Source organism: Vibrio sp. FF266 (genome assembly GCF_041439695.1).
Classification (GTDB): domain Bacteria; phylum Pseudomonadota; class Gammaproteobacteria; order Enterobacterales; family Vibrionaceae; genus Vibrio; species Vibrio tasmaniensis_A.
This window is the reverse complement of sequence record NZ_JBGOOO010000025.1, coordinates 1-14,861: the sequence shown is the minus strand read 5'-3', so window position 1 is coordinate 14,861 and position 14,861 is coordinate 1. Positions and strand designations below refer to the sequence as shown.

The 14,861-nt window shown below is 44.3% G+C and carries 10 protein-coding genes; 6 read left to right on the top strand and 4 right to left on the bottom strand.

Annotation, left to right across the window (positions count from 1 at the left end; genetic code table 11):
- Window positions 1–14 precede the first annotated feature (14 nt).
- The 4 genes from ubiG (at window position 15) to yfaE (ending at window position 5,063) form a co-directional block, all read left to right on the top strand.
- Window positions 15–761 (top strand): bifunctional 2-polyprenyl-6-hydroxyphenol methylase/3-demethylubiquinol 3-O-methyltransferase UbiG, encoded by a 747-nt coding sequence (gene ubiG, locus ACED59_RS16975; protein WP_017098195.1) that lies wholly within the window; start codon window positions 15–17, stop codon window positions 759–761.
- A gap of 504 nt (window positions 762–1,265) precedes the next feature.
- Window positions 1,266–3,548 carry a class 1a ribonucleoside-diphosphate reductase subunit alpha gene (gene nrdA, locus ACED59_RS16970; RefSeq protein WP_009848849.1) on the top strand — a complete coding sequence of 761 codons (2,283 nt, stop codon included), beginning with the start codon at window positions 1,266–1,268 and terminating at the stop codon, window positions 3,546–3,548.
- 103 nt (window positions 3,549–3,651) lie between these two features.
- Window positions 3,652–4,785 carry a class Ia ribonucleoside-diphosphate reductase subunit beta gene (nrdB, locus tag ACED59_RS16965; protein WP_004733365.1) on the top strand — a complete coding sequence of 378 codons (1,134 nt, stop codon included), beginning with the start codon at window positions 3,652–3,654 and terminating at the stop codon, window positions 4,783–4,785.
- Window positions 4,785–5,063, top strand: coding sequence for a class I ribonucleotide reductase maintenance protein YfaE (yfaE, locus tag ACED59_RS16960; protein ID WP_012604325.1), 279 nt, complete (start codon window positions 4,785–4,787; stop codon window positions 5,061–5,063). Before nrdB ends, yfaE begins: the two co-directional genes overlap by 1 nt.
- 240 nt (window positions 5,064–5,303) lie before the next feature.
- Here yfaE and ACED59_RS16955 read toward each other — a convergent pair whose 3' ends face one another.
- A complete protein-coding gene (locus ACED59_RS16955) occupies window positions 5,304–6,539 on the bottom strand; it encodes a CinA family nicotinamide mononucleotide deamidase-related protein (RefSeq protein WP_029223972.1) in 1,236 nt (411 codons plus the stop codon).
- 208 nt (window positions 6,540–6,747) lie between these two features.
- Between ACED59_RS16955 and ACED59_RS16950 the strand changes: the two genes are divergently transcribed.
- A complete protein-coding gene (locus tag ACED59_RS16950) occupies window positions 6,748–7,659 on the top strand; it encodes a DUF3943 domain-containing protein (protein ID WP_009848852.1) in 912 nt (303 codons plus the stop codon).
- A gap of 253 nt (window positions 7,660–7,912) precedes the next feature.
- The gene (locus tag ACED59_RS16945) at window positions 7,913–8,425 is read left to right on the top strand and encodes a glycine cleavage system protein R (protein WP_017098194.1); all 513 of its coding nucleotides are present in this window, start codon (window positions 7,913–7,915) and stop codon (window positions 8,423–8,425) included.
- Window positions 8,426–8,535: 110 nt separating this feature from the next.
- Here ACED59_RS16945 and nspC read toward each other — a convergent pair whose 3' ends face one another.
- The 3 genes from nspC to ACED59_RS16930 all read right to left on the bottom strand — a co-directional run bounded on the left by nspC (window position 8,536) and on the right by ACED59_RS16930 (window position 14,088).
- Window positions 8,536–9,675 carry a carboxynorspermidine decarboxylase gene (gene nspC / locus ACED59_RS16940; protein WP_029223971.1) on the bottom strand — a complete coding sequence of 380 codons (1,140 nt, stop codon included), beginning with the start codon at window positions 9,673–9,675 and terminating at the stop codon, window positions 8,536–8,538.
- Window positions 9,676–9,874: 199 nt separating this feature from the next.
- A complete protein-coding gene (locus ACED59_RS16935) occupies window positions 9,875–11,128 on the bottom strand; it encodes a carboxynorspermidine synthase (protein ID WP_017098192.1) in 1,254 nt (417 codons plus the stop codon).
- A gap of 8 nt (window positions 11,129–11,136) precedes the next feature.
- Entirely contained in the window at window positions 11,137–14,088 is a 2,952-nt protein-coding gene (locus ACED59_RS16930; protein ID WP_029223970.1) for a pyridoxal phosphate-dependent class III aminotransferase, read from the bottom strand.
- Window positions 14,089–14,861 lie beyond the last annotated feature (773 nt).

Sequence of the window (14,861 nt, the reverse complement as noted above, 5' to 3'; positions counted from 1 at the left end):
ATGCCTGCAATTTCATGGATGCATTATTTAACTTGGAAATGCCGATTATGACTAAATCACAAAACGTAGACCCAGCAGAAATCAAAAAATTCGAAGACATGGCGTCGCGCTGGTGGGATCTAGAAGGCGAGTTTAAGCCACTACATCAAATCAATCCGTTGCGCTTAAATTACGTGCTAGAGAAAACCGAAGGCCTTTTTGGTAAGAAAGTTCTCGATGTTGGCTGCGGCGGCGGTATTCTGGCTGAAAGCATGGCTGTAGAGGGTGCGGTAGTCACCGGACTAGATATGGGTAAAGAACCGCTAGAAGTCGCTCGTCTGCACGCATTAGAAACTGGCACCAAGCTTGATTACATTCAAAGCACCATTGAAGACCATGCAGAGCAAAACCCACACACTTACGATGTGGTGACCTGCATGGAAATGTTAGAGCACGTTCCTGACCCACAGTCGGTTATCTCGGCTTGTTCAAAGTTGGTTAAACCGGGCGGCCATGTGTTCTTCTCGACATTGAACCGTAACTTTAAGTCTTACCTATTCGCTATAGTAGGTGCAGAAAAGCTACTTAAGATTGTCCCAGAAGGTACTCACGACCACGAAAAGTTCATTCGCCCAGCGGAACTTATCAAGATGATAGACAACACTCCGCTGCAAGAATTGGGGATTACAGGACTGCACTACAACCCGTTAACGGACACTTACCGTTTGGGCACAAATGTAGATGTTAACTACATAGTCCACACGCAAAATCTCACCCGATAACTATTAATATCCCCAGCTTAAAATCTTTTAGAAAAAGACGATTGAAAAGAGTTGTAATTAACATAACTTTACGACTTTTTTCAGTCTAAATTTCGTGCGCTCGCTTCCATTTTGACCACCTAGATTTAATTTTAATCATCCAAAATCCATTGCCCATTTTGCTCAAAGATCAAGGGATTTTTTTTTATGTGTGCGCAAAAATAAAGCAACCTTAAAAGGCTATTTTTATACAATCAAGTCACATCGAACCTCGTCAGTTAGTGGTCACTTACAGTTTTTTTTCAATCCACCACTTATCCACAAGCACTCCCATTTCTTTACCTTGAAAAATATAAGCTGTAGCACTATCTTGTAACCCAACAAACAAATGACCCCTATATGTTGTGTTTGAACTACAATGTATGGGTAGACCAAGATCACAAAGCCGAAACGTAATTTACAAAAATTACACAGAAATACACAAAAACACGGCTTTGTTCAGTTTTGTTAGGGAAATTAAGCAGAATGAACCAACAACTTACTGTTACCAAACGTAACGGGCGCAAAGAAACAATCGATTTAGAGAAAATCCATCGAGTGATCACATGGGCAGCTGAAGGCTTGCACAATGTTTCTGTATCACAAGTAGAATTGAAAGCTCACATTCAGTTTTATGATGGCATCACCACCACTGACATCCATGAGACAATCATCAAGTCAGCAGCGGATTTAATCTCTGAAGAGACTCCTGATTACCAATATCTAGCAGCACGTCTATCAGTATTCCACCTACGTAAAAAAGCGTACGGCGAGTACGAGCCACCGGCTCTATATGACCACGTTGCAAAACTGGTTGATATGGGCAAATACGATAGCCACCTAATGGAAGACTACACGAAAGCTGAGTTTGACGAGCTTGACGCGTACATCGACCACAAGCGTGACTTAGACTTCTCTTATGCAGCGGTCAAGCAGCTTGAAGGTAAATACTTCGTGCAAAACCGTGTAACAAAAGAAATCTACGAGAGTGCTCAGTTCCTTTACATCCTAGTTGCTGCTTGTTTATTCGGTAAATACCCGAAATCAACTCGTCTGGATTACATCAAACGTTTTTACGACGCCTCGTCTACGTTTAAGATTTCTCTACCTACACCAATTATGTCTGGTGTACGTACGCCTACTCGTCAATTCAGTTCTTGCGTACTGATCGAGTGTGGTGACAGCCTTGATTCTATCAACGCAACAGCAAGCTCTATTGTTCGTTACGTATCTCAACGTGCTGGTATTGGTATCAACGCAGGTCGTATCCGTGCGCTTGGTTCTGAAATTCGTGGTGGTGAAGCGTTCCACACTGGCTGTATCCCTTTCTACAAATACTTCCAAACAGCAGTAAAATGTTGTTCTCAAGGTGGTGTTCGTGGCGGTGCAGCAACCGTGTTCTACCCACTATGGCACGGTGAAGTTCAGTCTCTATTAGTACTGAAAAACAACCGTGGTGTTGAAGAGAACCGTGTTCGTCACATGGACTACGGCGTACAGCTTAATAAGCTAATGTACTCTCGTCTTGTTCAAGGTGGCAACATCAGCCTGTTCTCCCCTTCAGATGTACCTGGACTTTACGATGCGTTCTTCGAAAACCAAGAGCGTTTTGAAGAGCTGTACGTTAAGTACGAAAACGATCCTTCAGTGAAACGTGAAACTGTGAAAGCGGTTGAACTGTTCTCTCTACTAATGCAAGAGCGTGCTTCTACTGGTCGTATCTACATTCAGAACGTTGACCACTGTAATACACACAGCCCGTTTGATTCTGAAGTAGCACCTGTTCGTCAATCGAACCTATGTCTAGAAATCGCGCTACCAACTAAGCCACTTTCTAACGTGGAAGATGACGAAGGTGAGATTGCACTGTGTACGCTGTCTGCGTTCAACCTTGGCGCAATCAATGAACTCGACGACTTAGCAGAGCTTTCTGAGTTGGTTGTTCGTGCACTTGATGCACTGCTTGATTACCAAGACTACCCGCTTCCAGCAGCATACAAATCGACAATGAATCGTCGTACTTTAGGTGTGGGTGTCATCAACTATGCATACTACCTGGCGAAGAATGGTGTTAAGTACTCTGACGGTAGCGCAAATGGCCTGACTCACCGTACTTTTGAAGCAATTCAATACCACTTGCTAAAAGCGTCTGTTGAACTAGCGAAAGAACAAGGCCGTTGCCCATCTTTCCACGAGACCAACTACGCGAAAGGCCTACTGCCAATCGATACTTATAAAAAAGATATCGACTTAGTATGTGAAGAGCCTCTGCACTACGATTGGGACACGCTACGTGAAGAGATCATGGAGCACGGTCTGCGTAACTCTACGCTAACAGCGCTTATGCCTTCTGAGACTTCGTCTCAAATCTCGAACGCGACTAACGGTATCGAGCCACCACGTGGTTATGTATCAGTGAAAGCGTCGAAAGACGGTATCCTGAAGCAAGTTGTTCCTGATTTCTTAAATCTTAAAAACAACTACGAGCTACTTTGGAACATTGGCAATAACGACGGTTACCTACACTTAGTGGGTATCATGCAAAAATTCGTTGACCAAGCTATCTCTGCAAACACTAACTATGATCCAAGTGTTTACGACAGCGGTAAGGTTCCAATGAAGCAGCTGCTTAAAGACCTACTAACTGCATATAAGTATGGTGTTAAAACGCTTTACTACCATAACACGCGTGATGGTGCTAAAGACGACCAAGGCGATGCAGTTCAAGTGCCGGAAGAAGATTGTGAAGGCGGCGGTTGTAAGATCTAAACCGCAATAAACATTAAGACCCCAGAGAAGAGTTATCTTCTCTGGGTTTAAAGCATTAACAGGGTCCGTTTTATTGCGGGTCTTTAAAGGATTTGAGGCATTTATGGCTTACAGTACTTTTTCTCAACAAAAAAATGACCAACTAAAAGAACCAATGTTCTTGGGTCAGTCGGTAAACGTTGCACGTTACGACCAACAAAAATTTGAAATCTTCGAAAAGCTTATCGAGAAGCAGCTTTCTTTCTTCTGGCGCCCAGAAGAGGTCGACGTGTCTAGTGACCGTATCGACTACAACAAGCTTCCTGAGCATGAAAAGCACATCTTTATCTCTAACTTGAAGTACCAAACGCTTCTAGATTCTATCCAAGGCCGCAGCCCTAACGTTGCCCTACTTCCATTGGTATCACTACCAGAAGTTGAAACTTGGATTGAGACATGGTCATTCTCTGAAACGATTCACTCTCGTTCTTACACGCACATCATCCGTAACATCGTAAATGATCCAGGCGTAGTATTCGACGACATCGTTGAAAACGAAGAGATCCTGAAGCGTGCTAAAGACATCGCGTTTTACTACGATGACCTAATCAAACTAACGGCTGACTACCACCGCTACGGTGAAGGCAACCACAACATCAATGGCGAAGACGTTAAGATTTCACTTCATGACCTGAAGAAGAAGCTTTACGTATGTCTAATGTCTGTAAACGCACTGGAAGCGATTCGTTTCTACGTGAGTTTTGCATGTTCATTCGCATTCGCTGAACGTGAGCTAATGGAAGGTAACGCGAAGATCATCAAGCTAATCGCTCGTGATGAAGCACTTCACCTTACTGGTACACAGCACATGATCAACTTGCTGCGTAATGGCCAAGATGACTTCGAATTCATGCAGATCGCTGAAGAGTGTAAGCAAGAGTGTTTCGACCTATTCAAAGAAGCGGCTGAGCAAGAGAAAGAGTGGGCAGAATACCTATTCAAAGATGGCTCTATGATTGGTCTAAACAAAGATATTCTTTGCCAATACGTTGAGTACATTACCAACATCCGTATGCAAGCGGTTGGTCTAGGTACGGCTTACCCAGAAGCAACATCGAACCCAATTCCATGGATCAACGCTTGGTTGTCTTCAGATAACGTTCAAGTTGCTCCACAAGAAGCTGAAATCAGTTCTTACCTAGTTGGCCAAATCGACAACGAAGTAAAAGCTGACGACTTTGAAGGATTTGAGCTGTAATGCCAACAATCAAAATCAACAAGCTGACTTCTATTGAATCTAACCCTTCAAATACTCTATTGGAAACAATGGAACAAGCAGGGTTAGAGCCAGAATACAACTGCCGAGATGGCCACTGTGGCGCTTGCCGCTGTACGTTGGATTCTGGGGAAGTCGAGTACGTTGGTTTTGCTATGGCTTACACGCAAGGTGATGAAATTTTGCCTTGTATCTGTAAAGCAAAAACAGAACTATCGCTGAGTAACGTTATTCACAGAAATAAGCAAAAAAGTGCTTAATACTTGTACTTAGATCTTATACTTAGCTGCTTAGCGCGATTAGTACAATGTTGAATTGTTAGCAGAAAAGCTTAAAAATTTAAGGGCCCGATAATCTTCATTATCAGGCCCTTTTTGTATTTCATGTTGGCTCAATCAGACAACTCGCTTATTGCACCAACTCGGCTTTATTGATGTATATGATTTATTACATATATAGCTCTATAGCTTTAACTTGGACTTTATAGCGTTGACTTGGTTTTATAGTACCGCTTTAGGAATAAACATGTCTTTCAATCGCTTAACCGAAGAGTAAGTACCAAACATCGGTTTGTTGTCTAGATGCCTTCTCAGCATATCGGCGGCAACGGTCTTAATCACGTTGCGTTGGTCTTCGCGTGAGTACTGACGATAAAACTCAAGCACCTGTCCCCACTCTCCTGCTTCAGTAGACAATGCGACGCTAAATGTGTTGTCTTCTAACTTACCAGTAACCAAAGCCAGTTCTGTACCGCACTTCTCTCTTGTAGCGCCAGCCAGTGCAAAGGTTGCGGCTAATGGATCACTCTTTTCAAGTTGGCTCTCTTTTGGCTCAGCCATGACCCATGAATGACCAAAGCAGTCTTCAACCTGCTCATTCAATTGCAGCCACGCTGATAGGGCGCCTTTGGTCGACACTTCAGATACAGATAACGTCTTCTTTTTTTCCGCCATGATGTGTCCAATATGGTCAATCATTGGCTCATCAACGCTCACGACATTACTCTCTAGGAGCTTGTAAACCATTTGCAGAAGCTTAACGCGAGTTTCTAAGTCTGCCTTAGGACCAAACAGTTTGACCTCAATAAAAGGCAGATAAGAGCGGTAGCCAAGTTCATAGCCTGCTGGAAGCTTAAGCTGGTCTAACACATCCGAGATACCCGACTCAGACAAACCAAACGTAAACAATCGACTGCATTCAGAGGCAACCACTTGAGGGTAGGTACGCGACAAGTCAGGAAGAATCTCAAACGTAACCATACGTTTGAATTCACTCGGTACACCAGGAGTGAAATAGAAAGTCGCATCGTTGATTTTCAGCTTGAAGCCGCAAGCCGTACCCACAGGGTTATCAACAATCTCTGAACTCGCGGGTAATAAAGCTTGCTTAAGGTTACTGTCAGGCATCGGCATACCACGTCCAGAGAACATCTCTTCCATACGAGTCAGCCACTCAGGGAACATGACAAGCTTTTGATCTGAGGCCGCAGCCGCAGCGGCCGCACTCATATCATCAGTTGTCGGCCCCAAACCACCATTGACGATAACCACATCATAGTTGAAGCTCAGCATCAGAAGTTCTTCGATCAGAGCGTTCATTTGGTCGCCCACAGTTGAACGCTTTGCCAAAGCAAAGCCGTGCTGATAAAACTCAGCAGACATCCAAGCTGCGTTTGTGTCGACAATGTCCCCATGAAGAACTTCTTCACCAGTGCTTAACATTGCGATTTTCGTCATATTTATATCCCTTGTGGCCATTAAAAGACACGGCATTATTTACAAACTAGTCTAAGGTTGAGTTTGAGTCATTCACCTTTTCACAAATATTACTAATGCTTAATCTAAGGTTTTCTTAGGAAAAGCAATAAATTATTAGTTCCCTAAACTAAGCATTTAATAGATAATTGTGACTCGGATCAATTATTAACTTCTCATGGAGACCCTTGTGGCCAAATCACCGTTACTAACGAAGGTTACTGCTGCATTTACAATGCTAATGTCAGTTAACTCGGTTGCAAGCCAATACGACTTCGACCAACCAATCAACCTTTCTTATTCGGATGAATGCGCTCAAGATTACTGTGTTAATGAAAGCTTGTACACCTATAAGCCTAGTAACAATTATGCGCTAAGCGAAACAAGCGACCAATATGATTTAACGATCGAAAAACAACCACTCTACCTTACCGTTAGCGATGGCAAAGATTGGGATTACCTCATGGGCCAAACTTATACCATTCTTGGTTTAAGTGTCGCAACCGTTGGCCTCATGACGCTTTTACCGGAAAGCATCACTAAGTGGGATGATGACCAGCGTGATATCAGTGCACTAGGTAAAAAATGGAAAGATAACGTTTCTGAAGGCCCTGTATGGGACCGTGATGAGCACTTCCTAAACTACGTAATGCATCCGTATTTCGGTGGTGTTTACTACACCGCAGCTCGACATGCTGGTTATGACGAGTTTGAGTCTTTCTTATACTCTTGGACAATGTCGACATTTTTCTGGGAATACGGCGTAGAAGCGTTTGCTGAAGTACCGTCATGGCAAGATATCTTTATTACACCATTCTTTGGGGCTGTTGTCGGTGAAATGATGCTAGAAGCAGAGCAAGACATTGTTGCTTCAGGTGGCGAAGTGATGGGCTCTCAAACCATGGGTGATGTTTCATTATTCTTCCTCAACCCTGTTGGCCATATCCACTACTGGGTAAGTGATGCATGGGGTGGTGACGCAGAAGTTAATCTGAATACTAACCCTTGGTGGGATAACAAAGACGCAGCACGATTCGCCTACGATGCAGGGGCAACATACGACTCTCAGTTTGTTGGTATGAACTTTAAAGTAACGTTTTAAATCGACTTCCAGTCTCTGAACTCTATGTTACTGCATTTCAAATAAATGCGACAACTCTTCTAAAAGCGGCTCTCTAGCCGCTTTTTTTGTGCCCTACTCTTCATTCTCTTTTTTTTGCATCACAGCTTAGTTTCAAAAATTGACACAGGTCAAACATTGTTCGATGTAACCTTCTACACTGAAATTAAAGAACTTTATCACGTGATATCAAACATTTAATTAGCAACGAACAATTGAGACTTTGGGGGCTGATATGAACAGTACATTTATCGTAAACTTTATCGGACAAGCATCACCAGCAACAATCAAGCAACTTGCTGCGGTTACTCACGAAAACGACGGGAAATGGCTCATCAGTAAAGTTAACTTTATTGAAGATCAAGTTGCAGGCGTATTAAAGATTCAACTTCCAGCCATCAACGAATCAATTGTTAAGGATGCTTTCAGTGCCAATGCTGACTTGATCGTACAGTTTGTTGATTCAAACCACACTCACAACGCACAAGACACAATCCATCACCTAAGACTCGACTCTAACGACAGAGCGGGTATCGTCAACGAAGTGACACATGTACTAGACAGACAAGGGATCAGCATTCTTGATATGGATTGCCACCGAGTCTTCATCGCTGGCGGCGGTGGTGTTAGCTCAAGCTTATTTACTTCCAAGATTGCCGTTAAGCTACCAATCGAAGTTTTGATTGATGATGTCGTGAATGAATTAGAAACGCTCAGTGAAGATACTCGAGTGATGATTGAGAGCTAACGGATAGCATTTCACTTCTATCCTTACTCTTTTCTCTGGTAACAGTTATCTATAAAAAAAAAGAGCAGCTCACCGGCTGCTCTTTTTATTGTTCTAAAACTATGACTTAGTTACTTAACCGACCATTGCGACAATGAGCGTTTGAAGTCTTCATAGCCAAATTCATTTAGCTTCTGAACTTCACCACTGCTACGTTCGCAGTAGATTGATGGCATTTTTAGGCCATTGAACCAGTTTAGTTTCACCATGGTGTAGCCTGCACTGTCTAGCAGGTGCAGCTTTTGACCAATCTTAAGTGGCTCTTCAAAGCTTGCTTCACAGAACTGATCGCCTGCAAGGCATGAACATGAACCAATCACGTAGTCATGATTGCCGTTTTCAGACGCTTCTAATACCGATGCTGGTTCATTGTAGATAAGCGTATCAAGGCGATGAGCTTCGGTTGCCGAATCGACAATAGCGGTTTTCTTCACGTTCTTGACAATATCAACCACAGTCACTACTAAGTCAGTTGTCTTGGTAATGATAGCTTCACCCGGCTCTAGGTACATCTGCACGCCGTGTTTTTCAGAGAAGGCTTTTAGCGCAAGACCCAGTCTCTCGATGTCATAACCCGGCCATGTGAAGAACACACCTCCGCCCATGCTCACCCAATCCAACTTATCTAAGTACTCACCAAACTGCTCTGAGATTGAATCAAGCAAACCGATAAATGCATCGACGTCTTTGTTCTCACAGTTCATGTGGAACATCACACCATTAATCTCACCGAAGATCTCCGGTTTAATGTGATCTGCTTGCACACCCAAACGCGAGAATTGACGCGCTGGGTTTGCCAGATCTTGTCCTGCGTAGCTCACGCCCGGATTTAAACGTAAACCCAGCGAAGCCTTACCTTCAACGATGTGTCGGTAAGCAGCAAGTTGGCTTTGAGAGTTGAAGATCATCTTGTCGCAGATATCCGCAACTTCTCTCACGTCATCTTCGCTGTAACCCACACTGTAAGCGTGCGTTTCACCACCAAAGGTTTCGTGGCCAAGCTTGACTTCGTATGGGCCAGAGCTTGTCGTGCCATCGAGGTAAGGTTTGATGATGTCAAACACACCCCATGTCGAAAAACACTTCAGTGCCAATACCAATTTCACACCTGAAATCTCTTTCAGTTGCTTGGCTTTCTCTAGATTCGCAATCAACTTGTCTTCGTTGATCATGAAATATGGGGTTTTTAGTTCTTCTTTCTTAAACGTCATTTTTGTAAACACTCAAGCAGCATCTATAGATGGAAAGGTAAATTAACAATTTTGGTGTGATTTATTTTGATTTTGTCCTGTCCGAGCGCAGTGAGTTACAAAATCAAAATAAATGATACCAAAGCTTCAAGGCTATCATCATCGAAAAGGGAACAATCCATGTCCCCTTTAATTAGCAATCAAAACAAGAAATCAGTTCTTATTTTTTCAGCTCTTGAATCACAGGAAGACCTTGGCCTGCTTCAAGTTCTTGAACATGCCAATCTAGACCGATTTCCGGCATGGTTGCTAGGAACGGGTCTGGGTTTAGCTGTTCCATGTTGAACACGCCTTTATCAGCCCATTCGCCACGGAAGAACTGAAGTGCAGCAGTAATCGCAGGTACACCTGTTGTGTAAGAGATCGCTTGGTGCTCTACGTCTTCGTAAGCCACTTCGTGGTCTGCGTTATTGTAGATGAATACGCTACGCTCTTTACCGTCTTTCTTACCTTGAACCCAAGTACCGATACACGTTAAACCTGTGTAACCCGGAGCCAAAGATGTTGGATCTGGTAGCAGCGCTTTAAGAACATGAAGAGGCTGAACCACAGTGCCGTCGTGCAGTGTTAGCGGATCAGGGCTAAGAAGGCCGATATCACGCATGCAGTTGAAGTAGTTCAAGTATGCATCACCAAAGCCCATCCAGAATTCGATACGCTTAGCTGGGATGAATTCCTTCATTGAACGCACTTCATCGTGTGCCATTGAGTAAACTTTGTGAGAACCACAGTTCGGGAATTCAAACTCAAGCATACGAGAGTGGCAAGGTACTTGCTTCCACTCTTCATTTTCCCAGTAGAAAGAATCACCTTGGATCTCAAGCATGTTGGTTTCTGGGTCAAAGTTTGTCGCAAACTTCTTGCCGTGGTCGCCAGCATTGACGTCCATTACATCAATTGAGTCAATCTCATCGAACAAGTGCTTAACCGCGTACGCTGCAAAGATTGATACCACACCTGGATCGAAACCAGCGCCAAGAATACCTGTGATGCCCGCTTCAGCGAACTTCTCACGGTAGCCCCACTGCCAATCGTAAGCTTGTGGTACTTGTTGGCCTTCAGAACATAGGTCAACCGCTACCGATGTATCTAGATAAGAGACTTTCGATTGGTAACACGCTTCCATGATCGCCATGTTTACCCAAGGAGGACCAGCGTTGATCACTAGATCCGGCTTAACTTCTTTAATCAAAGCAACAAGCGCATCAACATCGTCAGCGTCTACTGAACGAGCTTCTAGTTTCTTAGTAGAATCTTTAAGGTTGTTTTTGCCTTTGATAGATTCGATGATTTTTTCACACTTCGCAATTGTGCGAGAAGCGATTGTGATATCACCCAGCACTTCGTTATTTTGTGCTGCTTTGTGTGCAACAACCCAACCAACGCCGCCTGCACCAATTTGTAGAATAGCCATAGTTTTAATTACCCTTGTTGTTCTGCTAGCTCAATAGCTAAAGTTTGAATTTTATTAATTAGAGATTTGAAATCTGATGTCGTTAAGCACGGATTCAAGATAGTGAATTTCAGCGCGCTTTTACCATCAACGACCGTTTCGCCAAGTACTGCAACGCCACGAGTCAGCGCCTCCAGTCTTAACGTCTGATTCAGTTTGTCTAAATCAAGAACGCCGTTTGCTGATAGCTCGTTGTTCGGTAACGCACGGAACAGCACAGTCGACAGTGACGGCTCAGCAAGCAACTCGAAATCTTCATGCTTCTGAATCAGACCGGCAACTTCAAGCGTCTGCTCTAGAAGATGGTCGTACATATCACCCAGTTGCTTTGGTCCAACGCTTTGCATCGTCATGAACACTTTCAATGCATCGAAACGCTTGGTGGTAGCGATAGACTTATCGACTAGATTTGGCAGTTCATCGTGTTCGCGGTTCAAGTAGTCTGCGTGATGCAGTAGGTACTTAAAGTTCGCTTTGTCTTTCAGCAGCACTGCACCACAGCTGATTGTTTGGAAGAACAACTTGTGGAAGTCGACACTCACTGAGTCCGCTTTTTCGATACCTTTCAGACGAGCTTTATGGCTACTTAAGATAAGCGCGCCACCGTAAGCACTGTCGACATGGAACCAAAGATCTTGTTGGTTGGCGATGTCAGCAATCGCTTCAAGGTCATCAATAGCACCGTGATCGGTCGTACCCGCAGTACCGACAACCGCAAAAGGAATCAACCCTTGAGCTTTAAGCGCTTTCACTTCTGCATCTAACAAGTCAGGCTTGATAGTGCCGTTTGCATTGGTGTCAACACAGCATACTGCCGCTTCACCTAGCCCTAATAGAGAGGCTGACTTTTGAACCGTGAAGTGCGATTTCTTTGAACATAAGATACGCAGCTTGCTCGCGTATTCTGGTAAGCCAAGCTTTTGGATAGAATGACCATTGTGCTTATCCGCAACCCAGTCTCTCGCAAGCAATAAACCCATTAGGTTACTTTGCGTGCCGCCGCTAGTGAAAACACCGTCAGCTTGTGCGCCAAGTTGGTATTTGTCGCACATCCAATCCACGACACGCTGCTCTACATAAGTCGCAGCAGATGCTTGGTCCCATGAATCCATTGATTGATTCAACGCCGCGATAATCGATTCCGCAGCTACCGAAGCCATAAGCGGTGGAGTGTGAAGGTGCGCAATGCAGTCTGGGTGTTGCACGAAGATGGAGTTTGCAGCGACAAGGTCTGCAGTGCTATCTACAACATCAACCAAAGCGTGTTGATTGTTATCGAGATCAACAGCATTGATAGCTGCTTCTAACACTTTTGGATCTAAACCCGAATAAGGGGTTTCAACCTGTTCAAAAACGGCTTTCATCGCTTGAGTGGTTTGGTTCATCACGCTAGCAAATTCGTCGCTACCGCCTAAACCTATCTGGATGAAATGCTTATTCCATTCTTGGTTAGTTTGCTCGCTTGAAGCTGGGTCTTGTTGTAAACCGCCACCCGCTGCGATGATCGCTTCTTCCATGACACGCAGTGCAAAGTCGATCTGCTCGAAAGAGATAGTCATTGGCGGAAGGAAACGAATGACCGAACCATCACGACCACCCTTTTCAACCATCAAGCCGCGCTCCAATGCTGCTCGTTGAATCGCTAGAGTCAGTTCGCCGTCTGATTGCGGCTCGCCAAATTTGTTGAGCTCACCATTTGGTTGCTTGATCTCAGCGCCAAGCATCAAGCCTTTACCACGAACTTCAGCAATACAGTTCACACGCGATTGAATCTTCTCGAGCCCGTGACGTAAATATTGGCCTGCGATGTTCGCGTGCTCAACCAAACCATCACGTTCGATGATCTCTAACGCCTTAGCGCCAGATACCATTGCCAACTGATTACCACGGAATGTGCCGGTGTGCTCACCCGCTTTCCAAGTATCGATGCTCTTATCGAATACAAGCAGCGACATAGGCAGTCCGCCACCAATCGCTTTAGACAAACATAATATATCTGGATTAACGCCTGATTCTTCAAACGCAAAGCGATGGCCGGTTTTACCCACACCACACTGAATTTCATCAAAGATCAGTAGGATGCCGTGTTCATCACAGATGCGACGTAGGCCTTGTAGCCAAGACGCCGGAGCTGGAATCACACCGCCCTCACCTTGTACAGGCTCAACGATCATCGCAGCAGGTTTCATGATGCCAGATTCGTCGTCATTCAACATACGCTCGATGTAACGAATGCTCGCGTTAGCACCCGCTTCACCACCAATGCCAAACGGGCAACGAAGGTTGTATGGGAAAGGCATGAAATGTACGTCAGACATTAAGCCACTACGACGTTCTTTAGTGCCAAGGTTACCCATCATGCCCATAGTGCCGTTAGTCATGCCGTGGTAAGCACCACGAAAAGCAAACATGGTGTTGCGACCTGTAGTTTGCTTGGCTAGCTTGATCGCGGCTTCCACAGCATCAGCGCCAGACGGGCCACAGAATTGAAGAACCGAGTTCGTTGAAAAGTCTTGAGGGAGAAAAGCTTTAACTCGCTTGATAAACGTCTCTTTTGCTTGAGTCGTAATATCAAGTGTCTGATATGGCAAACCAGAATCGAGTTGGTCTTTAAGTGCTTGGTTAATCTCAGGGTGGTTGTAGCCCAGAGAAAGTGTACCTGCACCGGCTAAGCAATCGAGAAAGAGTTGGCCACGAGTATCTTCAACTAAAACACCACATGCTCGTTTAATAGCAATCGGTAGGCGTCTTGGGTAAGAGCGAACATCCGACTCATGCTGTTCTTGCTCTAGCAAAATAGCGTCAGGTGTTAAGTCGTAAGTTCCCTCTACGATAGGAACCATAGTTGAAAATGAATTTGCGATAGTATTAATATCGACTTCAAAGGCGGTAGTCATAAAAGTCCCCTTGAATGTGTTCATACTCACCTCCATCAGACACAATTGCACACCGTCCCTCTATTGATTTAGAGAGAGTTCATAGTGAAACACGCGTATTGTCTAGAAATGAGATATAGCTGTACGCTCGCATAAGTCAAATAACGAATACGAAATTAGGCCGTCTTAGGACAGCAAAAATTAGTTAGCGTGAGCTCAAGGTTCAGTAATGCTACTGTTTTGAAGAATTGGACATTTGTGCAGTATCGGACAGCTATGAAGAACTGGCCCTTTTGGAAATGCAGAGCTGATTAGCAATGTTGTTATTAGTGTGTTCAATGTTGGGTTTCCCATTAGCATGGCGAATTGCGCCATAAGTATCCCGTCTATCAGCTAAAGGCTAGCTGATACCTACCCTACGTAATGTCCCAATCAGCAAGAATGGTCACTACGCGTATCCCCCAGAAGCAATCGTTGCTCTTCTTGAACATTGTTCATTCCGAGATTGCGCGGGAAAGTAACATAAAGTGAAATGAACGATCAATAGTTTTTAATAATCGCTTGATAAATAGGAGCGGTAACTGACAAATTGCTGAAAATATCGACAAGTTAATCTTTTGATAAGGAGCTCCCCGGTTCACTCATTCCTCGCGCCCGAGGATGACGACATGGGCATATAAACGTTGTTAGTGAGGCTTTGAGACCAGAAAAATCAGAACGGCAGAAACCAAAAAGCCCGAACATTTCTGTTCGGGCTTTCTAATTTGGAGCGATACATCGGGTTCGAACCGATGACCTCAACCTTGGCAAGGTTGCGC